The following is a 22,437-nucleotide window of genomic DNA, read 5'->3' as shown; positions in this document are numbered from 1 at the left end:
CCGACCAGCGGCCTGAGACTACCGTTGGGTGCCCGGCCGGTCTCCGGTTCCTGGTGACCTCGGTCATCGCCCCCTGCTCAGATCGGTGTTAGCGTCGCCAGAGACAACTTCACCTCCGACAGGGGAGCGCACAGCGCTGAGAGTGCGGGGTTCGCCCGCAGACCCTCCGTACCTGATCTGGGTAATGCCAGCGCAGGGAGATCGGTCCACCTCCAGCCCGCCACGGGCCCGGCGACGCCGGGCGGAGGGCGTGCGTCTTGCCTGGTTCGACACTGGACTGGGAGCAACCATGGGTCAATTCACCACCAACCGGTGGCGCACGATCGACATCGTCGTGGCCGCGGTGATCGCCGTCGGTTTCGGCGTCATCTTCTGGGCCTGGGGGCTGGTCTGGCGGGCCGCCGACCCGGCCTTCGCCTTCTTCCCGGCCAGCCAGGCCGTCATGTACGGCGTCTGGCTGGTCCCGGCCGTGCTCGGCGGGTTGGTGATCCGCAAGCCGGGCGCCGCGCTCTTCTGCGAGGCGGTCGCGGCGACGGTCTCCGCGCTGCTGGGCTCGGAGTGGGGCAGCGTCACCATCGCGCAGGGGCTGATCCAGGGTCTCGGCGCGGAGCTGGCCTTCGCCGCCTTCCGGTACCGCTCGTTCCGGCTGCCGACCGCCCTGCTGGCCGGCGCGTTGACCGGTCTCGGCGCGGCGCTGTTCGACTTCTTCGTCTGGAACACCCCGTACGCGCTGGTCGGCTACCGCATCCCGTACGCCCTGCTCACCGTGCTCAGCGCGATGGTGATCGCCGGTGCCGGCGGCCACGCCCTCACCCGTGCCCTGGCCCGCACGGGCGTCCTCGACCGCTTCCCCGCCGGCCGCGACCGCGCCCTCGTCTGACCGACCCTGTTGATCAAGAGGTTGCCCCGATCTTCGGACGCAACCTCTTGATCAGCAGCGGCGAGGAGGGGCGTGCGGCGAGAGGGGGTGAAGGTGTGGGCGGGGTGAGGTTGCGGGGGTTCGGGTGGCGGCACGCCGGGCGGCGGGCCTGGGCGGTACGCGGGGTCGATCTACGGGTGGAACGCGGCGAGCGGGTGCTGCTGCTCGGCGGGTCCGGCGCGGGCAAGAGCACCCTGCTGGCGGCGCTGGCCGGACTGCTGCCGGAGGACTCCGGCGAGCAGGAGGGCACGATCGAGGTCGACGGCCGGCCACCGCACGCGGCCCGGGAGCAGGTCGGCATCGTCTTCCAGGATCCGCAGACCCAACTGGTGATGGCCCGGTGCGGCGACGACGTCGCCTTCGGGCTGGAGAACCGGGCCGTACCGGCCGAGGAGATCTGGCCCCGGGTCAACGAGACGCTGGCGCGGGTCGGCTTCCCATACCACCGGGACCGGCCCACCGCGGCGCTCTCCGGCGGGGAGCAGCAGCGACTCGCGCTGGCCGGGGTGCTCGCCCTACGCCCCGGGTTGCTGCTGCTCGACGAACCGACGGCGAACCTCGACCCGGGCGGCGCCGCGCTGATCCGGTCGGCGGTCGCCGACGCGCTCGACGACGACACCACGCTGGTCCTGGTCGAACACCGGGTCGCCGAGGCGCTGCCGCTGGTCGACCGGGTGGTCGTGCTGGAGCCCGGCGGCGGCGTCCGCGCCGACGGCACACCGGAGGCGGTCTTCGGCGCGTACGGCACCGCGCTCGCCGACGAGGGAGTCTGGGTACCCGGCCGCACCGTGTCGCCCCGGCGGGCCGCCGCGCCCGCCGGCGACGTGCTGCTCACCACGGAACGGCTCGGCCTGCCGCCCCGGCTGGCCGACACCGATCTCGAGGTACGCGCCGGCGAGGCGCTCGCCGTGCTCGGCCGAAACGGCGCCGGGAAGTCCACTCTCGCCCTGCTCCTCGGCGGGCTGCTCCGACCGGGGACCGGCCGGGTGACCGCACGCCCCGAGTTGGCCGGCGCCGACGCTCGGACTCCCCCGCACCGCTGGCCCGCTCCGGCGCTGGCCCGCCGGATCGGCTCGGTCTTCCAGGACCCCGAGCACCAGTTCGTCACCGGCACCGTCTTCGACGAACTGGCGCTCGGCCCACGACGCACCGGCGCGGCCGAGGCGGCCGTCCGTGATCGCGTCGACGAACTGCTGCACCGACTGCGGCTGGCCGGACTGGCCGGAGCCAACCCGTACACCCTCTCCGGTGGCGAGGCGCGGCGGTTGAGCGTGGCGACCGCGCTGGCCACCGCGCCGCGTCTGCTGATCTGCGACGAGCCCACCTTCGGTCAGGACCGACGGACCTGGCGGGAACTGGTGGAGCTCTTCGCGGACCTGCGCGACGGCGGCCACGGCCTGGTCGCGGTCACCCACGACGCCGAGTTCGTGGCGGCGCTGGCCGACCGCACCGTGACCCTCGACCGCCCGCCGGCCACCCCAGACGGCACGGCCGAGACGGCGGCAGGGGTACGCCGATGATCAGTCTGCAACCGGTCGCCCGGGCGGACGCGCCGCTGGCCCGGCGCAATCCGGTGGCCAAGCTGACGGCGGCGCTGCTGTTCACGTTCGCGCTGATGACGACACTGGACCCGGTCGCGCCGGCGATCGCGATCGCCGTGGAACTGGCGGTGCTGCCGCTGTTCGGCCTGCGTCCCCGCGAGCTGGCACGCCGGGCCTGGCCGCTGCTGGCCGGCGCCGGCGGCATCCTGGTCACGCTGGTGCTCTTCGCCGCCGACCGCTCGGGCCGCGTGCTGCTCGACGCGGGACCGGTCGTGGTGACCTCGGGCGTGCTGCTCACCGCGCTCGGCCTGGTGCTGCGACTGTTCGCGGTGGCCCTGCCCGGGGTGATCGTCTTCGCCACCACCGACCCGACCGACCTGGCCGACGCGCTGGTGCAGAACGCGAAGGCACCCGCCCGGTTCGCGATCGGCGCACTGGCCGCGTTCCGGCTGTTGCCGCTGCTCGGGCAGGAATGGCAGATGATCACGATGGCCCGCCGGGCGCGCGGCGTGCAGGCCGGCCGCAATCCGGTGGCGAAGCTGCGGCTGTTCGTCTCGACCGCATTCACGCTGCTGGTGGGGGCGATCCGTCGGGGTATCCGGCTGGCGGTGGCGATGGACGCCCGGGGTTTCGACGCCGGCGGTGCGCGTACCTTCGCCCGCCGCCAGCACTTCGGCCCGGCCGACTGGCTGCTTGTCGTCGGCGCGACGGCACTGGCCGGCGCCGCCCTCGGCGTCAGCATCGCGCTCGGCACCTTCCGTCCGCTGATCGGCTGACCGGCGGTGTGGGTGCATCTGTGGTCGCCCGAGGGACCACAGATGCACCCACAGACGGGTTGCCGGCGGGTCAGCTACGCCGGAAGGCGTACCGCCGGACCGCCCCGGCCCGCTGGGTGCGGCCGACGCTGAACCCCTTGCCCCGATCGGCCGGTGGGCCGGCCGTCGGCGCAGCGGCCCGGTCGACCGGTGCGGCGGACCGGTCCGACGCCGGCAACCGGGCCGGCGCTGTCGGCTCGACCGCCAGCGGGTCGACCGCCAGCGGATCGGCCGGTGCGGCGAGGGACGAGGTGAGGGCCACCGGCACCGGCGGTGCGGCCGCCGCCGCTGCGGCGGCGAGGTCGGCCGGCGTCAGGTTCGGGACCGGGCTGGTGCGGGACTTCTTCGGCTTACGGCTGGCAGGCATCAGGGCCTCCTCGCTCGGCGGGTCGCGGGGGTCGCGCCCCGCCGCGTCTGGTGACCGCCGGTGGCGGTCGTACGGATTCGCCGGACAGTTGCCCCACGGCGACCACGGATGACGCCATCGACGCGACAGCGGGAAGAAATGCGTGGACGCCCGGAGCAGACGGGTCCGCAGCACCAGGGGCGGCGGACCGGCTCGATGAAACGGACGTCACTTGCGCATGACCGGCACGTTATCCCCCGGTCGACGGCGACGCATCCGAATTACCGGCCCGACGCGGCTGCCTCACGAATCCGGCTGCGCCACCCGTGGTGGAAGCGCCGGCGGCGGCCTGTCGGCGTGCGCTTCGCGACCACCTGGTGACCAGCGGTGGGGGGATGACGCGCACGATCCCCGGCCCGGTATACCGTCGCAGCACTACAGGTCGACGGCGGAAGGTGGCGACGAGGATGGCGGATCGGGCGACGGCGCAGATCGGTGTGACCGGGCTGGCGGTGATGGGCCGGAATCTGGCCCGCAACCTGGCCCGCAACGGGTTCACCGTGGCGTTGCACAACCGCTCACCGGAGCGGACCCGGTCGCTGGTGGCGGAGCACGGCGACGAGGGCACCTTCGTCCCGACGGAGTCCCTCGCGGACTTCGTCGCCGCGCTGGAACGCCCCCGCGCGGTGATCGTCATGGTCAAGGCGGGCGGGCCCACCGACGCGGTGATCGACGAGCTGGTGCCGCTGCTGGAGGCGGGCGACATCATCATCGACTGCGGCAACGCGCACTTCGCCGACACGCGGCGGCGGGAGGAGGCGCTGCGGGCTACGGGGCTGCACTTCGTCGGCACCGGCGTCTCCGGTGGCGAGGAGGGCGCGCTGTGGGGGCCGAGCATCATGCCGGGCGGCTCGGCCGAGTCGTACCGCAAGCTCGGGCCGATCTTCGAGAAGATCGCCGCGCAGGTCGACGGCGAGCCGTGCTGCCGGCACATCGGGCCGGACGGCGCCGGGCACTTCGTCAAGATGGTCCACAACGGCATCGAGTACGCCGACATGCAGCTCATCGCCGAGGCGTACGACCTGCTGCGGGCCGGGCTGGGCGCGACGCCGTCCGAGCTGGCGGAGATCTTCCGGGAGTGGAACAGCGGCGAGCTGGAGTCCTTCCTGATCGAGATCACCGCCGACGTGCTGGCGCACACCGACGCGGCCACCGGCGAGGCGTTCGTGGACGTGGTGCAGGACCGCGCCGAGCAGAAGGGCACCGGCCGGTGGACCGTCCAGATCGCCCTCGACCTGGGCATCCCGATCACCGGCATCGCCGAGGCGACCTTCGCCCGGTCACTGTCCGGGCACGTCGGCCAGCGCGAGGCCGCGCAGCGGGCGTTCCCCGACGCCGGGGAGAAGTGGCAGGTCAGTGACCGCGACGCCTTCATCGAGGACGTCCGGCGCGCGCTGCTGGCCTCGAAGATCGTCGCGTACGCCCAAGGCTTCGACCAGATCCGGGCCGGCAGCGCGGAGTACGACTGGAACATCGACCTCGGCGGCACGGCGACCATCTGGCGGGGCGGCTGCATCATCCGGGCGCGCTTCCTGGACCGGATCAAGCAGGCCTACGACGAGCAGCCGGAGCTGCCCAGCCTGCTGGTGGCGCCGTGGTTCGCCGACACCGTGCGGGACGGGGTGCCGAGCTGGCGGCGGGTGGTCGCCGAGGCGGCTCGGGTCGGGGTGCCGGCGCCGGCGTTCGCCTCGTCGCTGGCGTACTTCGACGCGCTGCGCGCCCAGCGCCTGCCCGCCGCCCTCATCCAGGGCCTGCGGGACAACTTCGGCGCGCACACCTACCGCCGCGTCGACCGCGACGGTTCCTTCCACACCCTCTGGGCCACTCCGGACCGCGCCGAGGTCGAGGCCTGATCGACCACGCGCCCGCGCCCCCGTCCACATCGGCGGGGGCGTGGGCGGGGCGGGTCAGAAGAAGCGGCGACGCTTGGCCTTCTGTGGGCGGATCAGCTCGGCCCCCCGGCTGAGCATTCGACTGGCGCGGGACGAGCCACGCCGCGACTCCAGCGCGTGACTGAGCCGGCGCGCACCGGCCGCCGCCACCGGAACCGCCACGGCCATCACCGCCCACTGGGCAACGCGCTTGCGGATCATGTGGGTTCACCTCCGTCAGTGGCTGCTGCGAGCGGTGATACCCAACCTGGCCCTCCGCTAAGCCCTCAAGTGGTCGGTGCCACCGGGTTGGGCAGCGCGCCGCCGAAGCGGCGGTCCCGCTGGGCGTACAGCTCGCAGGCGTACCATAGGTGCCGGCGGTCGAAGTCGGGCCAGAGCGTGTCCAGGAAGACCAGCTCGGCGTACGCGCTCTGCCAGAGCAGGAAGTTCGAGGTGCGCTGCTCCCCGGAGGGCCGCAGGAACAGGTCCACCTCGGGCACCTCGGGGTGGTACAGGTAGCGCTCGATGGTCTTCTCGGTCACCTTCGCCGGGTCGAGCCGGCCGGCGGCCACGTCCCGGGCGATCGCGGCGGCGGCGTCGGCGATCTCCGCCTGCCCGCCGTAGTTGACGCAGAACTGCAGGGTCAGCGTCGAGTTGTCCCGGGACATCTCCTCGGCGGTCTGCAACTCGCTGATGACGCTCTTCCACAGCCGCCCGGCCCGACCGGACCAGACCACCCGCACGCCGAGGTCGACCAACTGGTCCCGGCGGCGGCGGATGACGTCCCGGTTGAAACCCATCAGGAACCGGACCTCGTCCGGCGAACGCCGCCAGTTCTCGGTGGAGAAGGCGTACGCCGACAGGTAGGGGATGCCCATCTCGATGGCGCCCTCGACGGTGTCGAAGAGGGAGAACTCCCCCGCCTCGTGCCCCTTGGTGCGCGGCAGCCCGCGCTCCTTGGCCCACCGGCCGTTGCCGTCCATCACCACCGCGACGTGCCGGGGCACCGCCTGCGGCGGCAGTGCCGGCGGTCGGGCGCCCGACGGGTGTGGGGTCGGCGGCACCGGCTCACGCCGGCCGGGCCTGCTGGCTCGGATCACTCGCTTCTCTCCCTGCTCACGTCTCCACCGCCGGGTGACCGGACGGTGCCGGGGGTCGGGCCGCCCCGGTCCACCAGCGGCAGCGAGCGTAGCGCGCGCTCCAGGTGCCATTGCAGGTGCGCCGCGACCAACCCGCTGCACTCCCGGCGTACCCCGGTGTCGGCGGCGTCGGCGACCCGCCAGTCACCGGCGGTCAGCGCCGACATCAGGTCGATGGTGGCCGGCGCCGGGTGGGCAGCGCCGGGTGGGCGGCAGTCCGGGCAGACGGCGCCACCGGCCGGTACGGAGAAGGCCCGGTGCCGCCCGGGGGTGCCGCAGACCGCGCAGGCGGTCAGCGCCGGCGCCCAGCCCGCCAGGGCCATGCCCCGCAGCAGGTACGCGTCGAGCACCAGGGTGGGGGCGTGGCTGCCCTCGGCGAGGGCCCGCAGCGCCCCCAGGGTGAGCTGGAACAGCCGCAGCGACGGCTCCCGCTCCACCGGGGTGAGCCGTTCGGCGGTCTCGGCGATCGCGCTGGCCGCCGTGTAGCGGGGATAGTCGCCGAGGAACCGCTTGCCGTACAGGTCGATCCCCTCGACCTGGCTGACGCTCTGCAGCGAGCTGCCCAGCTCCCCCTTGGGGTCACCGGCGAGCTGCACGTCGACGTGGCCGAACGGCTCCAGCCGGGCACCGAACTTCGAGGTGGTCCGGCGCACCCCTCGGGCGACCGCACGCAGCCGGCCGTGCCGCCGGGTGAGGAGGGTGATGATCCGATCCGACTCGCCGAGTTTCTGGACGCGCAGCACCACCGCGTCGTCGCGGTAGAGCTGTCGGCGGTACCCGGCCATCGCGCCATTCTCCTCCCGGCCGCGGTGCGGGTGGCACCCCGGGTCGGAATTCAGGGTCCGCTCGGGGTTGCGGTGCCGGGGATCCCCGATGCGGGTACGCCGGCGCCGGCCGTAGCGTGCTCGGCATGGCTCAGCACCTGACCACCGCACTGCCCCGCAAGGCCATGGCGATCGCCGCGGCGGCCACCATGATCGTCCTCGCCGGATGCGACAGCAACCCCTTCTTCAGCTACCTCCACTACGACACCACCGAGTCCGCCCGGGTCACCGCGATCCGGGTGCTGCCCGGCTCCGGCGACGTGGTGGTCCGGGCCGACGGCGACGCGGACAGCGTACGGATCAAGCGTGTGGTGCGTTACCAGGGCGACCAGCCAGGGCCGACGTACGAGATCAAGGGCACGGAGCTGGTACTGGACACCTCGTGCGGCCAGCGGTGCAGCGTCTCCTACGAGGTGACCAGCGGCGCGGGGGTCAGCGTCCAGGGCGAGACCAGCTCCGGCAACTTCGACCTGACCCGCGTCGGCTCGGTCGAGGTCAAGGTGGGCTCCGGCGACGTCCGGGTGTCCGACGCCGCCGGCCCGGTGCGGGTGCAGAGCGGCTCCGGCGACATCGAGGTGTACGACGTGGCCCAGCCGGTCGTGCTCCGCGCCTCCTCCGGGAACATCACGGCCAGCCGGCTCGGCGGCGAGGTGAACGCCGAGGCCAGCTCGGGCGACGTCAGCGTGGAGCTGGACCGGCCGGCCTCCGCCCGGGTGCACGCGTCCAGCGGTGACGTCAACCTGACCGTGCCGGCGGGCGCGTACCAGGTGCGGTCGAAGGCCGGTTCCGGGCAGGTCGAACTGGACGTCGCACACGATCCGTCCGCCTCGCACGTGCTCGACGTACGCACCGGCAGCGGCGACATCACCGTCACCTCACGTTGACCTCGCCGGCCCGGTCACGCTGACCGGGCACCCGGTGGTCGTCGCCGGCGCGGCCCTCGGCGTGCCGGCGGCCCGCCGGCACCGGCGGGCGTCGCCTGCCGGGGACCAGCTCGGGAGGACGCCGCGCCGCCACGTCCTCGATCCAGCCGAACAGCGCGGTCACCACGCCCACCAGCAGGAAGACCAGGACGATCCGGATGGCCAGACCCAGCAGGTCCTGGTGCGACCAGCCGACCACGTCCACCAGTGGGGTGAGCGCCACCACGAACGCCATGTGCCACAGGTAGACGGTCAGCGCCCGCCGGTTCAGCACGGTCACCGCCCGGCCGAACACCGCGTTGCGGTCCGCCCAGGCGGCGGCCGCCGGGGCCCGACCCAGCGCCACCAGGATGAACGCGGCCGACCAGAGGGCGTTGCCGAGCGGGATGTCGTTCAGGTCGTAGCCCCGCGGGCCGGGGTGGGCCAGGATCCAGGCGCCGCCGACCGCCGCGAGGACGAGCGCGACCGGGATCAGCACCCGGTTGGTCAGGCGGCGCAGCATCCCGGCCTGGTGGGCGAAGCCCAGCAGCCAGGCCCCGAAGTAGAGACCGAACTCCCGGAGTACGCCGTGCGGGTTCGGGTAGATGCCCAGCTCGATGGCGAGCAGCAGGCAGTACGGGGCGAGCAGGGTGGGCAGCGGGAAGCGCCGGAACAGCCAGAGGGCGATCGGGGAGGCGAGCACGAACCAGAGGTAGTCACGCAGGTACCAGATCGGGCTCAGCGCCAACGCACCCCAGTGGTTCGCCGGCGGGTCGGCCACGGGGAAGAGCCAGAGCAGCACCTTCGGGGTCAGTGGCAGCCCGGTGAGCAGCATCGCCGGCACGAAGATCGCGGCCACCACCCACAGCGAGGGCAGCAGCCGCCGCATCCGCCGGCCGACCGCCATGGGCCCGGACCGGTTCAATGAAGCCGCCATCAGCGACCCGGCGAGGGCGAACATCACCGACATCGCCGGGAACAGCAACGTCAGCGAGGCCCAACCGGTGACGTGGTAGACGACGACCCGCACGATGGCCAGGGCACGCAGCACGTCCAGGTATCTGTTTCGCATCAGCCTGCATCTGTATCCGGAGGGTGTGGAGTACCTCCCTACCCTCCGGGGCAAGCCTCGGAAACGCCCGGAAACCCGGCGGGAAAGTGAACCTTCCCATATGCCTGACCGGTACCGATCAGGCAATCAAGGACGATCGCCCGGATTGCGCCCCCGCGACCGGACGACCGTCCTCAGAAACCGAGCTTGCGCAACTGCTTCGGGTCGCGCTGCCAGTCCTTGGCCACCCGGACGTGCAGATCGAGATAGATCCGGGTGCCGAGCAACTCCTCGATCTGCCGCCGGGCGGTGGTGCCGACCTCCTTGAGCCGGCTGCCCCGATGGCCGATGACGATCGCCTTCTGGCTGGGCCGCTCCACGTACACGTCGGCATAGATCTTCATGAGCTGCCCCTCGGGGATCATCTCCTCGACCACCACCGCGATGGAGTGCGGCAACTCGTCCCGGACCCCCTCCAGCGCCGCCTCCCGGATCAGCTCCGCGACCAGCACCTGCTCCGGATCGTCGGTGAGCATGTCGTCCGGGTACAGCTGCGGAGACTCGGGAAGGTAGCCCGTCATCACCTCGACCAGGGTGTCCAGTTGATGCCCGGAGACCGCGCTGACCGGAACCACGTCGGCGAAGTCACCCAGCTCGCTGACGGCGAGCAACTGCTCGGCCAGCCGCTTGCGGTCGACCAGATCGGTCTTGGTGACCACCGCCAGCACCGTCGCCTTCAGCCCGGCCAGTTCCCCGGTGATGAACCGGTCGCCGCGGCCGATCTGCTCGTCCGCGGGGATGCAGAGGCCGATCACGTCGACCTCGCTCCAGGTCTGCCGGACCAGGTCGTTGAGCCGCTCGCCGAGCAGGGTGCGCGGGCGGTGCAGGCCGGGCGTGTCGACCAGCACCAGCTGCGACTCCGGCCGGTGCAGCACCGCCCGGATGACGTGCCGGGTGGTCTGCGGCTTGTTCGAGGTGATGGCGATCTTCTGCCCGATGATCGCGTTGGTCAGCGTCGACTTGCCCGCGTTGGGCCGGCCGACGAAACACGCGAACCCCGCCCGGTAGGGCCGCTCTCCGAGGTTGGCGGGCCCGCCGAGGCCGGCGCTCATCCGGTCACCGTGCCGAGCACCGTGCCGTCCGGCGCGGCCAGGTGGATCGGGGCGTCGACGGCCAGGTCACGTACGGCCGCGTAGCCCGCGCCGTCCAGGGTCGACGCCTCGGTCACCACCACGGCCGCCTCCAGCCGGGTGGCGCCCGCCGCCGCGGCCGAGGCGACCGCCAGTTGCAGCGCGGTGATCGCCAACGAGGGCAGCGACACGCTCGCCGCCGCGTACGTCCGCCCGTCCTGATCCCGCACCGCGGCGCCCTCCACGGCACCCACCCGACCCCGCGCCCCACGGGCGAGGATGACCAACTTGTCGTCCTCGGCGGTCAGGTCGGCGCCGGTGGGGCGAGCGGTCGGTACGGCGGTTGACTCAGGCATCGGCGGACTGCCTCTCCTCTGATCGGTCGGTGTCGCCCCCGGCGGCGGTCGCTCCACCAGCCGGTTCGTCCTGCGGTTCGGTCGGCTCCACCCGGCACACCAGCACCGTGTCGATCCGGTTGCGCCGACCGGTGGTGCCCTCGGCGAGCAGCCGGAGCCCGGCCACCTCGGCCGCCGCGCCCGGGATCGGCACCCGCCCCAGGGCCTGGGCGAGCAGACCACCCACGGTCTCCACCTCGTCGTGCGGCAGCTCGGTGTCGAACAGCTCGCCGAGATCCTCCACCGGCAACCGGGCGGTGACCCGCACCGCGCCGTCGGGCAGCTGCTCGACGGGCGGGCGTTCGACATCGTACTCGTCGGTGATCTCCCCGACGATCTCCTCCAGGATGTCCTCGATGGTGACCAGCCCACCGGTGCCGCCGTACTCGTCGACCACGATCACCAGATGGTTACGGGCGGCCTGCATCTCCGACAGCAGATCGTCGACGGGCTTGGAGTCGGGCACGAAGGTGGCCGGCCGCATCAGCTCGGCCACCGGCAGTTGGCGGTCCTCGGCGGCACCGCCCTGGGTACGCCGGACGAGGTCCTTGAGGTAGAGCAGGCCGAGCACGTCGTCGACGCTCTCGCCGATCACCGGGATCCGGGAGAAGCCGGACCGCAGGAACAACGCGAGCGCCTGGGAGAGCGTCTTGCCCGACTCGATCCACACCATCTCGGTACGCGGCACCATGACCTCGCGGGCGATGGTGTCACCCAGCGCGAAGACCGAATGGATCATCTGCCGTTCGCCGTGCTCCACCACACCGCGCTGCTCGGCGAGGTCGACCAGCTCGCGCAGCTCGACCTGGGTGGCGAACGGCCCCTCCCGGAAACCCCGGCCGGGCGTGACCGCGTTGCCGATCAGGATCAGCAACGAGGCCAGCGGGTTGAGCACCCGCCCCAGCCAACGCACCGCCGGAGCGGCGGCGCGGCCCACGGCGTACGCGTGCTGCCGGCCGAGGGTACGCGGGCCGACGCCGACCACGACGAAGCTGACCACGGTCATCGCCCCGGCGGTGACCAGCGCCGCCCACCAGCCCGCGCCGAAGGTGTCCACCGCGACCAGCGCCACCAGCGTGGTGGCGGTCAGCTCGGCGAGCAGCCGGAGCAGCAACAGCAGGTTGAGGTGACGGACCACGTCACCGGCGACCACCTGGAGGGTACGGGCGCCCCGTGCGCCGTCGCGGGCCAGCTCGGCGGCGCGGGCCGGTGAGACCGCCGCCAGGGCGGCTTCCGTCATCGCGATCAGGCCGGCGAGCACCACCAGCCCGGCGGCGAAGACGAGCAGTTGCAGGTCGGGTAGGCCGGCGGCGGACGCGGCCAGGAATGTCTCCATCACCGGGACCGGGTCGACCGCCAACTGGACAGCAACCGGGCCTGCAGACCGAACATCTCCCGCTCCTCCTCCGGCTCGGCGTGGTCGTAGCCGAGCAGGTGCAGCACCCCGTGCACGGTGAGCAGGTGCAGCTCGTCGCCGGCACTGTGCCCGGCCGCCGCCGCCTGCTTCGCCGCCACCTCGGGGCAGAGCACGATGTCACCGAGCAGCGCCGGCTCGCCGCCGGCGGAGGCGTTCTCGCCCGGGCCGTGGTCGACGCTGCCCTCGTCCATGGGGAAGGCGAGCACGTCGGTCGGACCCTCGCCGCCCATCCAGCGATGGTTCAGCTCGGTCATGTAGTCGATGTCGACCAGCAGCACGGAGAGCTCGGCGAGGGGGTTGACCCCCATCTCGTCGAGCGCGTGCCGGGCGACGGCGAGCACGGCGTCGGTGTCGACCTCGACACCGGACTCGTTGGCGATCTCGATGGACAACTTTCTTCCCCTGGTCTAGCGGCGCCGGCCGGCGCGGTTACCCTGGGCGCTGCGCCCGGACATCGCGTGCACGCCCTGCCCCTGTTGGTTCTCCCGCTCGGCGTCCCACCGGGCGTACGCGTCGACGATCTCCCCCACCAGCCGGTGCCGCACCACGTCGGCGCTGGAGAGCTGCGCGAAGTGCACGTCCTCCACGCCGGCCAGGATGTCCCGCACCACGCGCAGGCCGCTGGTCGTCCCGCCGGGCAGGTCCACCTGGGTGACGTCACCGGTGACCACGATCTTCGACCCGAACCCGAGCCGGGTGAGGAACATCTTCATCTGCTCGGGCGTGGTGTTCTGCGCCTCGTCGAGGATGATGAACGCGTCGTTGAGCGTGTTGTGCGTGACCAGGAAGTCGTCGGTGACGTAGAGCGAGTCCTCCGCCGCCACCTGGATGCACATGGTCTCCTGCACGCCGGCCGGGGTGATCGAGTCGATGAACCGCATCGGCCGACCGCCACCGCACTCCTCGTACCGCTGGCGCTTGCGGGACAGGCGGAAGGGCGGAATCCCCTCGGGCAGGAGGATATCCAGCACGTAGGCGTCGGACCGGTAATGGACCGGGCGGCCATTTGCCCGACCGGGCGTACGGCCCTCGGCCGCACGGCCGCGCCACGTCGCGACCCCACCCAGCGACTGGACCAGGTAGATCACGTCGTCGCGAAGGCGGACGGAGGTCGTCGCGTACTGCACCCGGCAGGTGCGGCCCGTCTGCACGACCGGCCCTCCGTCGGTGTCCAGCAAGCCCTGTAGAACAGCCAGCCGGACGTCGAGGCTGTTACGCAGATAGACATCCGGCACGAACTTGGTGCCCGACGTCGTTCCGGCCAGGCCCAGCTCGCGGAGTGCGACCGTCACCGGGTTGGCGACGATCACCCCGCCCCGGTGCCCGTTGACGTGCCGCAGCACGTAGTCGTACTCGCTCTTGCCAACGAGTTCGACGTCGGCGAGCGCCTCCTGGATGGCGCGAGCGAGCTCCGGGTCCGCCGTGCTGAACCCCGGCGTCGCTCGCGACGAGATGGAACCGTCACCGAGCAGCAACCCGAGCGCGTACGGGTCGAGCGGGACGTCCTTCGGCTCCATCTGGACCGGCGCCACGACCGGAAGCTCGTAGCGGCGGGTGTGGCCCCGCCACTCCTGGCCGATCATCTCCCGCGTCTCCAGCGTGCGCCGGCGTCCGCGCCGCTTGTCCTCCGGTGTCGCGACGGTCCAGAGGTGCTCACCGCAGCACAGGGTGGACGCCCCGTCTCCGGTGGTGACCCGGTAGACCTGTTTGGGTCCCTGTGGGTAGATGCCGATCACCGGGGTCGGCATGCCGTTCGAGCCGATGACCAGGTCGCCGACCTGGAGCGAGCCGAACCGCTTGAACCCCTCCGGCGTGAGGACCCGCGCGTCGTACGGCTGGGCCCTTCCCCTCATATATGCCAGCGGGGCGACCTCGATCGTGCCCGCCGCCATCAGCTTCGGGATGGTCTCGGGGTCGAGCATGTCGTGCAGCGCGTCGTAGAGCGGGCGCAGGTAGGGGTCGATCTTCTCGTTGAGCGTGCCGGGCAGGAAGCCCAGCCGCTCCCCCGCCTCCACCGCCGGCCGGGTCAGGATGATCCGGTTGATCTGCTTGGCCTGCAACGCCTGGACCGCCTTGGCCATGGCGAGGTAGGTCTTGCCGGTGCCGGCCGGGCCGATGCCGAAGACGATGGTGTGCGCGTCGATCGCGTCCACGTAGCGCTTCTGCCCGAGCGTCTTGGGCCGGATGGTGCGCCCGCGCCGGGAGAGGATGTTGAGGGTGAGGACCTCGGCGGGCCGCTCCGCGCCGCCCTGTTCGAGCATGCCGACGGTACGCCGGACGGCGTCTGTGGTCAGGATCTCGCCTTTCTCGATGAGTTCGAGCAGTTCGCTGAAGAGCCGCTCGGCGAGGGCGTTGTCGGCGGGAGCGCCGGTGATGGTGATCTCGTTGCCCCGCACGTGCACGTCGCTGTTCACCGAGCGCTCGACCAGTCGCAGGATCTCGTCACCCGCGCCGAGCAGGTTCACCATGATCTTCGAGTCGGGGACCGTGATCCTGGTCTGCACCCGGGGCGGGCCGGGAGGTGGGGTGCCGGTCATGGGTCGGGCCGAGGGGCCCTGCGCACCTGCTCTCGATCTCAACGCCGGGCCGGTCGCCGCGGCGTGCGGACGTTGCCACCATCGTATCGGGTCGACAGCCCCGACAGGCTGCCCATTCCACCGCTGCGACAGACACGCGGCAGCGGACAAAACGGGCAGCCGATTCCGGGGCGGGTCAGACCCGGAAGTCGTACCGGTCGAAGGTTTCCTGGTGCCGGGTGAACCGGTAGGTCGCCCAGTGCATCCGGACCACCGCGCCGTCGCCATCCCGGGTCAGCCGCAGCAGCTCACCGACCTCCCGACCGGAGACGGTCCGGAACACGTCCGGCCGGTCCGGCACGGGCGCGAAGATCGCCGGCGGCCTCCCCGGCGGGTCGCCGGCACCCCGGGCCCGCAGGGTCCCGTCGTGCCAGCTGAAGACATACTCGAAACCCTCTCCCCACCAGCGGCCGAGCAGTCCGCGTACGTGCTCGGGGGCCGGTTCGCCGGGCCGCCACGGGTCGATGTCGGCCGGGTCGTGCTCGACCGCGGCGGCGAGCAGCCGGTGCGTCAGCTCCAGCAGCTCGACCGCGGTGCCGGAGGAACCCAGCACGGCGGCGCCCAGCGCGGCCGGGGTGCCCTCGCCGCCCCGCCGGCCGTACGCCCCGGCGAGGAAGCCGGGCATCGCGCCGTCGTGCCCGACGTGCACCACCCGCTGCCCCTGCGGCACCAGGATCACTCCGAGGCCGAAACCGCCGGCCCACAGGGTCTCGTCGGTGACCGTCACCGGCCAGCGCATCTCGTCCAGGGTCGCCGGGGCGAGCACCCGGCCGGCCGCGTCCAGCGCCGCCGGATCCGCCAGGAAAGCGGCCCACCGGGCCAGGTCGGCGGCGGTGCTCCAGAGCTGCGCGGCGGGACCGACCGCGCCGAAGTCGGTGGGCGGCTCCGGACGCGCCTCGTCGGAGTACGCGTCGACCAGGAACCCGGTCGCCGCCCGGGGGCCCGGGGAGACCGTGGTGGCGGTCAGCCCCAGCGGAGTCAGCACCCGCTCGACCAGCACCTCGGCCCAGGTGCCGCCGCGCAACTGCCCGACCAGCCGGCCGAGCAGCGCCATCCCGAGGTTGGAGTAGTGGTAGCGGCGCCCGGGCGGCAGCACCCGCTCGGCCCGGGCCAGTTCGGCGATCAGCCGGTCGGCGTCCGGCGCACGCAACGTGTCCCAGACGTCGCCGTGCGGCTCACGTTGCAGGCCGGCGGTGTGCGACAGCAGCCGGCGTACGGTCAGCTCGCCGTGTGCCGGCAGGTCGAGGTGCCGCTCCAGCGGATCGTCGAGGTCGAGCAGGCCGTCGTCGCGGCACTGCATGACGAGTACGGCGGTGAAGGTCTTGGTCACCGAGCCGATCCGGAACCGGGTCTGCTCGTCCAGGGCGGTGTCGTTGCCGGTGCCGCCGACCGTGCAGGTCCACAACGGCCGGTCGGCCCGGTTCACCGCCGCCGAGATCGCCGGCACCCGGGCCTGCGCCTGGACCTGCCGCACCATCCGGTCCAGGTGACCGGCGGCGGCGGTACGGCCGACGGCCGAGCTCACGCCACGCTCCGGGCCAGCATCGGGCCGAGCGGCGCCCCGCCCAGCAGGTGCGCGTGCGCGTGGAAGACCTCCTGGCCGCCGTACGTCCCGGTGTTGAACATCAGCCGGAACCCGTCGCCGAGCAGGCCCTCGTCCTCGGCCACCGCGGCGGCCGTGGCCAGCACCTCACCCGCCAGGGCCGAGTCGCCCTGAGCCAGGGTGGCCACGTCCGCGTAGTGCTCCTTCGGGATGACCAGCACATGCACCGGCGCTTTCGGATCGATGTCCCGGAAGGCGAGCGTGGTGGGCGTCTCACGGACCATCGTCGCCGGAATCTCCCCGGCGACGATGCGGCAGAACAAGCAGTCGGTTCCCATCCCGGCAGTGTAGGTAGGGACGGGTGCGGCGACGGGTCAGCCCGCCGCTCGTCCCGGACTTCCCCCACCCGAATCGCGCCGGCCATCGCCCGCCGAGCCCGCCTTCCTGTCCCCGCCCGCTTTGGGAGCCGCCGGCAGGGTGAGGTACTCGGCGTGTGCCTGGGGGCGGGGTGTTGGGGCGCCCAGGGCGGGTGCGGGTTGCGGCATGTCGGGGTGTTGGGGCGCCCAGGGCGGGCGTGGGTTGCGGCATGTTGGGGTGTCCGGCCCTGTGGGCGGCACGGGTTGCGGCATGCCGGCGCTTCCGGGCCGGTTGAGACCGCGAATTGCGGTGTCCTGTGCGCTGAGTCGCGAGTTGCGGTGTCCTACGCGACAGTGCGGCCTACGAACTCACCGTTCGCGGGTCAGCGAGTAGTTGAACCCGGGATCGGCCAGAGAGATCCGCTCCCGAGGGCCGACACCAGCGGCACGGCACGGAGTCGCGGCACGGCGGCGGGTAGGGGCGGCGCGGGCAGGGACGGCGCGGGTAAGGGCTGGAGGCTGAGGCTGGCTACCAGCGCAGGAGGCGGGTGGCGAGGACCGCCAGGGCCGCCACGCCGGCGGTGGAGGTACGCAGCACCGCCGGGCCGAGGCGGACCGGCTGGGCGCCGGCGTCGCGGAAGGCCGACAGCTCGGCCGGGGTGATGCCACCCTCGGGGCCCACCACCAGCACGATCTCGCCGCGGTCGGGCAACTCGACGGTGGTCAGTCGGTCGGTCGCCTCCTCGTGCAGGACGTACCCGGCGGCGGCGCCGGCGATCCGGCGGGCCACCGACGGGGTGGGCTCGTCCGGGGCGCCGGCCATCACCGGCAGCCACGCCCGGCGGGCCTGCTTCGCCGCCTCCCGGGCCGTCGCCACCCACTTGCCCCGGGCCCGTACGCCCCGGTCACCGCGCCACTGCACCACCGAACGGCCGGCCGCCCAGGGGACGATCTCGTCCACCCCCGCCTCGGTCATCGCCTGCACGGCCAGTTCACCCCGATCGCCCTTGGCGATGCCCTGCACCACCACCAGCCGGGGGTTCGCCGCGTCGACGTACCCACGACCGGTGACGTCGAGGTCGAGGGTGCCCCGGCCGACGGCGGTGACCACCGCGCTGGCCGTGCCGCCCCGACCGTCGGCGAGCAGCAGTTCCTCGCCCACCCGCAACCGCTGCACGGTGGCGGCGTGGTGCCCCTCCGGGCCGTCGAGCACCATCGAGTCGACGGTGGGCAGCGACTCGACCAGGAACAGTGGAGCGGACACGAGTAACGGCCGGTCAGGCGTGGCCGTTGAAGGCGTCGCGCATCCGGGAGAAGAAGCCGCCCTGCTTGGTGAGCTCGGCGACCTCCTCGCCCCGGGTCTTGGCGAACTCCCGCAGCATCCGCTCCTGGTCGGCGTCGAGCTTCGTGGGCGTACGCACGTCCAGGTGGACGTAGAGGTCGCCCCGGCCGGTGCCGCGCAGGTGCGGTACGCCCCGGGCCCGCAGCCGCAGCGTGCTGCCCGGCTGGGTGCCCGGCTTGACGTCGAGCGGCTCCTCGCTGTCGAGGGTCTTGATGGTCAACCGGGTGCCGAGCGCGGCGGCGGTCATCGGCACGGTGACCCGGCAGTGCAGGTCGTCGCCCTTGCGGGAGAAGACGTCGTGCGGTCGCTCGTGGATCTCCACGTAGAGGTCCCCGGCGGTGCCGCCCCCCGGACCGACCTCACCCTGCTGGGCGAGGCGGATGCGCATGCCGTCCTCGACCCCGGCCGGGATCTTGACGGTCAGCGACCGGCGGGTGCGTACCCGGCCGTCACCGGCACAGGTCGGGCAGGGGTTCGGGATGGTGGTGCCGTAGCCCTGGCAGACCGTGCACGGCCTCGCCGAGACCACCTGGCCGAGGAAGGTCCGCTGCACCGACTGCACCTCGCCCCGGCCGCCGCAGGCCTCACAGGTGGCCAGGTGGGTGCCGGCGGCGGTACCCGCCCCGGTGCAGGTGGTGCAGAGCACCGCCGTGTCGACCGTGATCGGTGCCTCGACGCCGAAGGCGGTCTCCTGGAGGTCGAGCTCCAGCCGCAGGATCGCGTCCGCCCCGGGCCGGGTACGCGGTCGCGGGCCTCGACCGGCGCCGGTGGCACCACCGAAGAACGCGTCCATGATGTCCTGGAAGCCGACGAAGGGACCGGCCCCGCCGGGCCCGCCCGGGCCACCGGGACCGCCGCCGCCGGGCGCCAACGGGTCGCCACCGAGATCGACGATCTGCCGTTTTCGATCGTCCGAGAGGACCTCGTACGCGGCGTTGATGTCCTTGAACTTCTCCTGTGCCTCCGGGTCCGGGTTGACGTCCGGGTGGAACTGCCGCGCCAGCTTGCGGTAGGCGCGCTTGATCTCGTCATCGGAGGCGTCCCGGCTCACGCCGAGAATGCCGTAGTAGTCCCTGGCCACTGCGTTCCGTGTCCTCGTGTTCGTCTCGGGTTACGCCGGTCGACGGCCCACCGCCGACCCTGATTGGTCAGTTCTGGGCCAGCAGTTCGCCCACGTAGCGTGCCACGGCCCGCACCGTGGCGATTGTTCCGGGGTAGTCCATCCGGGTCGGTCCCAGCACTCCCATCCCCCCGACGATGGTCGCGCCCGGGCCGTATCCGGTGCTGACCACCGAAGCCGCCCGCAGGTTGTCGATCTCGTTCTCGTCACCGATGCGCACTCGTAGTGTGCTCGGTTCCACCTCGCCGATGAGCTTGAGCAGCACGACCTCTTCCTCGAGCGCCTCGAGGATCGGCCGTAGCGAGCCGTGGAAGTCCAGTAGGCCGCCGCGGGTCAGGTTCGCGGTGCCGGCCAGCGCGATCCGCTCCTCGTGCCGCTCGACCAGCGTCTCCAGCAGCACGGTGGACAGGGTCGTCATGGCCGGACGCAGGTCCGGCGGGGATTCGTCGATGAGGGCCTGCACCAGCGGCGGGGTCTCCGACAGTCGGGCGCCGACCAGCTTCTCGTTGGCCAGTCGACGCAGGTCGAGGACATCGTCGGCGAGGATCGGCGCGGGTAGTTCGACCAGCCGCTGCTCGACCCGGCCGGTGTCGGCGATCATCACCAGCATCAGCCGGGTGGTGGAGATCGGCACCAGCTCCAGATGCCGTACGCGGGAGCGGGCCAGGCTCGGGTACTGCACCACGGCGACCTGGCGGGTCAACTGGGCGAGCAGCCGGACCGTGCGGTGCACCACGTCGTCGAGGTCGACCGCGCCGGCCAGGAAGCGTTCGATCGCCCGGCGTTCGGCCGGGCTGAGCGGCTTGACCCGGCTCAGCCGGTCGACGAAGAGGCGGTAACCACGATCGGTGGGCACCCGGCCGGCACTGGTGTGCGGCTGTCGGATGAAGCCCTCCTCCTCCAGCACGGCCATGTCGTTGCGGACGGTGGCCGGCGATACGCCCAGCTGGTGCCGCTCGACCAGCGCCTTGCTGCCGACCGGCTCCTGGGTGGCGACGTAGTCCTCGACGATCGCCCGGAGCACAGCGAGCTTGCGGTCGTCGAGACTCACCTTCCCCACCTCCTGTCACAGCTCGGTCCGGAGCGCCACGGCCGCCGGCGAATGCTCTGGCACTCGACTGTAGCGAGTGCCAGTCTACGTCGCGGCCCCCCATCAGCGCGATGATCAAAGGCCGACCGGGCCGATCGCCCGATCGGAGGGCGGAACCGCCGGTGTCGCTCTGGTGGCCGTTGCCGCCGGCACCTACCGTGACCTCCATGACCGAACCACCTCGCCCCCCAGAGTCCGGCGACGAACCCACGACTCCACTGTCCGGGTCTCCTGGCCAGCCCGGCTATCCCCCGCCCGGTGGGTATCCGCCACCCGGCGGCTACCCCCCACCCGGCGGCTACCCCCCACCCGGCGGCTACGGCGCACCCGGCGGCTACCCGCCCGGCGGGTACGGCGCACCGCCCGCCGGTTACGCCAACAACGAGGACAAGACCTGGGCGCTGATCGCCCACTTCGGCGGGGCTGCCGGAATGCTGATCGGCGGCGGGGTGCTCGGCTGGATCGCGCCGCTGGTCGCGATGATCGCCCGTGGCAACCAGTCGCCGACCGCCCGGGCGCACGCGGTGGCCGCGCTGAACTTCCAACTCCTCTGGTCGATCATCGCCCTGGCGGGCTGGATCCTCAGCTGCATCGGCATCGGCATCCTCGTCGGCTTCGCCGCGATGATCATCGGCATCGTGTTCGGCATCATCGCCGGGGTGAAGGCCAACGAGGGGCAGCTCTACCGCTACCCGATGACGGTGAGCATGGTCAAGTGACCTCCCGCCGGCGGTCCACCCGCCGGCGGGTGGCACGTCACGGCAGCAGGTCGCGCACCACGGCGTCGGCGAGCAGCCGGCCGCGCAGGGTCAACACCGCGCGGCCGGCCGCGTGGTCGGGCGCCGCGAGCAGACCCTCGGCCACCGCCCGGGCCGCGGCGCTCCGGCCGGCGTCGTCGAGGACGTCCAGCGGCAGCCCGGAAGCCAGCCGCAGCCGGAGCATGACCTCCTCCATCTGCGCCTCGTCGCCGGTGAGCACCTCGCGGGCCAGGCCGGGCGACCGGTCGGCGGCCAGGCGCTGGGCGTACGCCGTGGGGTGTTTGACGTTCCACCAGCGCACGCCGCCGACGTGGCTGTGCGCCCCCGGCCCGAGGCCCCACCAGTCGCCGCCGGTCCAGTAGAGCAGGTTGTGCCGGCAGCGGGCGGCCGGCGTACGGGCCCAGTTGGAGACCTCGTACCAGGAGAAACCGGCCGCGTCGAGGGCGGCCTCGGCGGCCAGGTAGCGGTCCGCCGCGACGTCGTCATCGGGGTACGCCAGCTCGCCGCGGCGCATCCGGGCGGCCAGCCGGGTGCCGTCCTCGACGATCAGGGCGTACGCGCTGACGTGGTCCACCCCCGCGGCCACGACCTGGTCCAGTGAGGCGGCGAAGTCCTCGGCCCGCTCCCCCGGCGTACCGTAGATCAGGTCCAGGTTGACGTGGTCGAACCCGGCATCGCGGGCCTCCAGCGCGGCGGCCGTGGCGCGGCCGGCGCTGTGCCGGCGGTCGAGTACGGCGAGCACCCCCGGCGCTGCCGACTGCATGCCGAGCGAGATCCGGGTGTAGCCGGCGGCCCGCAACTCCTTGAGCGACCCGGGGGTGACCGACTCCGGGTTGGCCTCGGTGGTCACCTCCGCGTCGCCGGCCAGCCCCCAGGTCCGGTCGACGGCGTCGAGGAGACGGGCCAGGTCGCCGGCGGGCAGCAGGGTGGGGGTGCCGCCGCCGACGAAGACGGTGTCCACCCGGCCCGGTGGCGCGTCGCCAAGCACCCGCGCGGCGAGCGCCAGCTCGGCCAGCACGGTGTCGACGTAGCTGTCCCGGCTCGCCCCGCCGCCCAACTCGTCGGCGGTGTAGGTGTTGAAGTCGCAGTAGCCGCAGCGGCTGGCGCAGAAGGGCACGTGCAGGTACACCCCGAAACCGCGCTCGCCCACGGCGGCGCGGGCGGCGGCGGGCAGCGACCCGTCGGTGGGGACGGGTTCGCCTGTTGGAAGGACGCCGGGCATGGCCACTAGTGTGCCGTCTC

At 72.7% G+C, this 22,437-nt stretch carries 21 protein-coding genes, 3 pseudogenes and 1 riboswitch; of the genes and pseudogenes, 6 read left to right on the top strand and 18 right to left on the bottom strand.

Annotated elements, in window-relative coordinates:
* The first annotated feature begins 110 nt into the window (after positions 1–110).
* Positions 111–217: riboswitch (TPP riboswitch) on the top strand.
* A 72-nt stretch (positions 218–289) separates the two neighbouring features.
* The 3 genes from IEY61_RS23440 (at position 290) to IEY61_RS23430 (ending at position 3,236) form a co-directional block, all read left to right on the top strand.
* Complete coding sequence (locus tag IEY61_RS23440; protein WP_189047908.1) at positions 290–880, top strand: ECF transporter S component; 591 nt, start codon at positions 290–292, stop codon at positions 878–880.
* A gap of 95 nt (positions 881–975) precedes the next feature.
* The gene (locus IEY61_RS23435; protein ID WP_189047906.1) at positions 976–2,439 is read left to right on the top strand and encodes an ABC transporter ATP-binding protein; all 1,464 of its coding nucleotides are present in this window, start codon (positions 976–978) and stop codon (positions 2,437–2,439) included.
* Positions 2,436–3,236: an energy-coupling factor transporter transmembrane component T family protein gene (locus tag IEY61_RS23430; protein WP_189047904.1), complete on the top strand. Its 801-nt coding sequence runs from the start codon at positions 2,436–2,438 to the stop codon at positions 3,234–3,236. Before IEY61_RS23435 ends, IEY61_RS23430 begins: the two co-directional genes overlap by 4 nt.
* 70 nt (positions 3,237–3,306) lie before the next feature.
* Here the strand turns inward: IEY61_RS23430 and IEY61_RS23425 are convergent, their stop codons facing one another.
* The gene (locus IEY61_RS23425; protein WP_189047901.1) at positions 3,307–3,642 is read right to left on the bottom strand and encodes a hypothetical protein; all 336 of its coding nucleotides are present in this window, start codon (positions 3,640–3,642) and stop codon (positions 3,307–3,309) included.
* Positions 3,643–4,088: 446 nt separating this feature from the next.
* On the opposite strand from IEY61_RS23425, the gene gnd reads away from it, so the two are divergent.
* Complete coding sequence (gnd, locus tag IEY61_RS23420) at positions 4,089–5,534, top strand: NADP-dependent phosphogluconate dehydrogenase (protein ID WP_189047899.1); 1,446 nt, start codon at positions 4,089–4,091, stop codon at positions 5,532–5,534.
* A gap of 54 nt (positions 5,535–5,588) precedes the next feature.
* On the opposite strand, the gene IEY61_RS23415 is transcribed toward gnd, so the two are convergent.
* From IEY61_RS23415 to recO, 3 genes are all read right to left on the bottom strand, one after another.
* Complete coding sequence (locus IEY61_RS23415) at positions 5,589–5,774, bottom strand: hypothetical protein (protein ID WP_189047897.1); 186 nt, start codon at positions 5,772–5,774, stop codon at positions 5,589–5,591.
* 65 nt (positions 5,775–5,839) lie between these two features.
* Positions 5,840–6,616 carry an isoprenyl transferase gene (locus IEY61_RS23410; RefSeq protein ID WP_189047972.1) on the bottom strand — a complete coding sequence of 259 codons (777 nt, stop codon included), beginning with the start codon at positions 6,614–6,616 and terminating at the stop codon, positions 5,840–5,842.
* Between the two features lie 32 nt (positions 6,617–6,648).
* On the bottom strand, positions 6,649–7,476 hold the full coding sequence (recO, locus tag IEY61_RS23405; protein ID WP_189047895.1) for a DNA repair protein RecO: 828 nt from the start codon (positions 7,474–7,476) through the stop codon (positions 6,649–6,651).
* A gap of 125 nt (positions 7,477–7,601) precedes the next feature.
* On the opposite strand from recO, the gene IEY61_RS23400 reads away from it, so the two are divergent.
* A complete protein-coding gene (locus IEY61_RS23400; RefSeq protein WP_189047893.1) occupies positions 7,602–8,399 on the top strand; it encodes a DUF4097 family beta strand repeat-containing protein in 798 nt (265 codons plus the stop codon).
* Here the strand turns inward: IEY61_RS23400 and IEY61_RS23395 are convergent.
* The 13 genes and pseudogenes from IEY61_RS23395 to hrcA all read right to left on the bottom strand — a co-directional run bounded on the left by IEY61_RS23395 (position 8,386) and on the right by hrcA (position 20,398).
* Positions 8,386–9,489 carry an acyltransferase family protein gene (locus IEY61_RS23395; protein WP_189047891.1) on the bottom strand — a complete coding sequence of 368 codons (1,104 nt, stop codon included), beginning with the start codon at positions 9,487–9,489 and terminating at the stop codon, positions 8,386–8,388. The genes IEY61_RS23400 and IEY61_RS23395 overlap by 14 nt on opposite strands.
* A gap of 173 nt (positions 9,490–9,662) precedes the next feature.
* Positions 9,663–10,580 carry a GTPase Era gene (gene era, locus IEY61_RS23390; protein ID WP_189047889.1) on the bottom strand — a complete coding sequence of 306 codons (918 nt, stop codon included), beginning with the start codon at positions 10,578–10,580 and terminating at the stop codon, positions 9,663–9,665.
* On the bottom strand, positions 10,577–10,954 hold the full coding sequence (locus tag IEY61_RS23385; protein ID WP_189047887.1) for a cytidine deaminase-like protein: 378 nt from the start codon (positions 10,952–10,954) through the stop codon (positions 10,577–10,579). Before IEY61_RS23385 ends, era begins: the two co-directional genes overlap by 4 nt.
* Positions 10,947–12,353 carry a hemolysin family protein gene (locus IEY61_RS23380; RefSeq protein WP_189047885.1) on the bottom strand — a complete coding sequence of 469 codons (1,407 nt, stop codon included), beginning with the start codon at positions 12,351–12,353 and terminating at the stop codon, positions 10,947–10,949. Before IEY61_RS23380 ends, IEY61_RS23385 begins: the two co-directional genes overlap by 8 nt.
* Complete coding sequence (gene ybeY / locus IEY61_RS23375; protein WP_189047883.1) at positions 12,329–12,802, bottom strand: rRNA maturation RNase YbeY; 474 nt, start codon at positions 12,800–12,802, stop codon at positions 12,329–12,331. Before ybeY ends, IEY61_RS23380 begins: the two co-directional genes overlap by 25 nt.
* Positions 12,803–12,817: 15 nt before the next feature.
* A pseudogene (locus tag IEY61_RS31450) lies at positions 12,818–13,180 on the bottom strand (PhoH family protein); the annotation flags it as partial.
* A 279-nt stretch (positions 13,181–13,459) separates the two neighbouring features.
* Positions 13,460–13,927, bottom strand: a pseudogene (locus IEY61_RS31445) (LAGLIDADG family homing endonuclease); the annotation flags it as partial.
* Positions 13,928–14,200: 273 nt separating this feature from the next.
* A pseudogene (locus IEY61_RS31440) lies at positions 14,201–14,947 on the bottom strand (PhoH family protein); the annotation flags it as partial.
* 175 nt (positions 14,948–15,122) lie between these two features.
* On the bottom strand, positions 15,123–16,463 hold the full coding sequence (locus IEY61_RS23365) for a serine hydrolase domain-containing protein (RefSeq protein WP_189047970.1): 1,341 nt from the start codon (positions 16,461–16,463) through the stop codon (positions 15,123–15,125).
* 44 nt (positions 16,464–16,507) lie between these two features.
* Complete coding sequence (locus IEY61_RS23360) at positions 16,508–16,867, bottom strand: histidine triad nucleotide-binding protein (protein WP_189047879.1); 360 nt, start codon at positions 16,865–16,867, stop codon at positions 16,508–16,510.
* 547 nt (positions 16,868–17,414) lie between these two features.
* Complete coding sequence (locus tag IEY61_RS23355) at positions 17,415–18,149, bottom strand: 16S rRNA (uracil(1498)-N(3))-methyltransferase (protein ID WP_189047877.1); 735 nt, start codon at positions 18,147–18,149, stop codon at positions 17,415–17,417.
* A gap of 13 nt (positions 18,150–18,162) precedes the next feature.
* Entirely contained in the window at positions 18,163–19,308 is a 1,146-nt protein-coding gene (gene dnaJ, locus IEY61_RS23350; protein ID WP_189047874.1) for a molecular chaperone DnaJ, read from the bottom strand.
* A 67-nt stretch (positions 19,309–19,375) separates the two neighbouring features.
* Positions 19,376–20,398 carry a heat-inducible transcriptional repressor HrcA gene (gene hrcA / locus IEY61_RS23345; RefSeq protein WP_189047857.1) on the bottom strand — a complete coding sequence of 341 codons (1,023 nt, stop codon included), beginning with the start codon at positions 20,396–20,398 and terminating at the stop codon, positions 19,376–19,378.
* A 206-nt stretch (positions 20,399–20,604) separates the two neighbouring features.
* On the opposite strand from hrcA, the gene IEY61_RS23340 reads away from it, so the two are divergent.
* Positions 20,605–21,156: a DUF4870 domain-containing protein gene (locus tag IEY61_RS23340; RefSeq protein ID WP_189047855.1), complete on the top strand. Its 552-nt coding sequence runs from the start codon at positions 20,605–20,607 to the stop codon at positions 21,154–21,156.
* Between the two features lie 37 nt (positions 21,157–21,193).
* On the opposite strand, the gene hemW is transcribed toward IEY61_RS23340, so the two are convergent.
* Entirely contained in the window at positions 21,194–22,417 is a 1,224-nt protein-coding gene (gene hemW / locus IEY61_RS23335; protein ID WP_189047853.1) for a radical SAM family heme chaperone HemW, read from the bottom strand.
* Between the last annotated feature and the right edge of the window lie 20 nt (positions 22,418–22,437).

The sequence above is a fragment of the Micromonospora sonchi genome, assembly GCF_014646235.1.
GTDB lineage: Bacteria > Actinomycetota > Actinomycetes > Mycobacteriales > Micromonosporaceae > Micromonospora > Micromonospora sonchi.
This window is presented reverse-complemented; position numbering and strand designations above follow the sequence as displayed.

Excerpts from the sequence above, each read along its gene's own strand:
- IEY61_RS23395 (WP_189047891.1), bottom strand. The coding sequence starts at position 9,489 with ATGCGAAACAGATACCTGGACGTGCTGCGTGCCCTGGCCATCGTGCGG.
- hemW (WP_189047853.1), bottom strand. The coding sequence starts at position 22,417 with ATGCCCGGCGTCCTTCCAACAGGCGAACCCGTCCCCACCGACGGGTCG.
- IEY61_RS23440 (WP_189047908.1), top strand. The coding sequence starts at position 290 with ATGGGTCAATTCACCACCAACCGGTGGCGCACGATCGACATCGTCGTG.
- era (WP_189047889.1), bottom strand. The coding sequence starts at position 10,580 with ATGAGCGCCGGCCTCGGCGGGCCCGCCAACCTCGGAGAGCGGCCCTAC.
- IEY61_RS23425 (WP_189047901.1), bottom strand. The coding sequence starts at position 3,642 with ATGCCTGCCAGCCGTAAGCCGAAGAAGTCCCGCACCAGCCCGGTCCCG.
- recO (WP_189047895.1), bottom strand. The coding sequence starts at position 7,476 with ATGGCCGGGTACCGCCGACAGCTCTACCGCGACGACGCGGTGGTGCTG.
- gnd (WP_189047899.1), top strand. The coding sequence starts at position 4,089 with ATGGCGGATCGGGCGACGGCGCAGATCGGTGTGACCGGGCTGGCGGTG.
- IEY61_RS23415 (WP_189047897.1), bottom strand. The coding sequence starts at position 5,774 with ATGATCCGCAAGCGCGTTGCCCAGTGGGCGGTGATGGCCGTGGCGGTT.
- IEY61_RS23385 (WP_189047887.1), bottom strand. The coding sequence starts at position 10,954 with ATGCCTGAGTCAACCGCCGTACCGACCGCTCGCCCCACCGGCGCCGAC.
- IEY61_RS23340 (WP_189047855.1), top strand. The coding sequence starts at position 20,605 with ATGACCGAACCACCTCGCCCCCCAGAGTCCGGCGACGAACCCACGACT.
- IEY61_RS23360 (WP_189047879.1), bottom strand. The coding sequence starts at position 16,867 with ATGGGAACCGACTGCTTGTTCTGCCGCATCGTCGCCGGGGAGATTCCG.
- IEY61_RS23430 (WP_189047904.1), top strand. The coding sequence starts at position 2,436 with ATGATCAGTCTGCAACCGGTCGCCCGGGCGGACGCGCCGCTGGCCCGG.
- IEY61_RS23400 (WP_189047893.1), top strand. The coding sequence starts at position 7,602 with ATGGCTCAGCACCTGACCACCGCACTGCCCCGCAAGGCCATGGCGATC.
- IEY61_RS23365 (WP_189047970.1), bottom strand. The coding sequence starts at position 16,463 with ATGGTGCGGCAGGTCCAGGCGCAGGCCCGGGTGCCGGCGATCTCGGCG.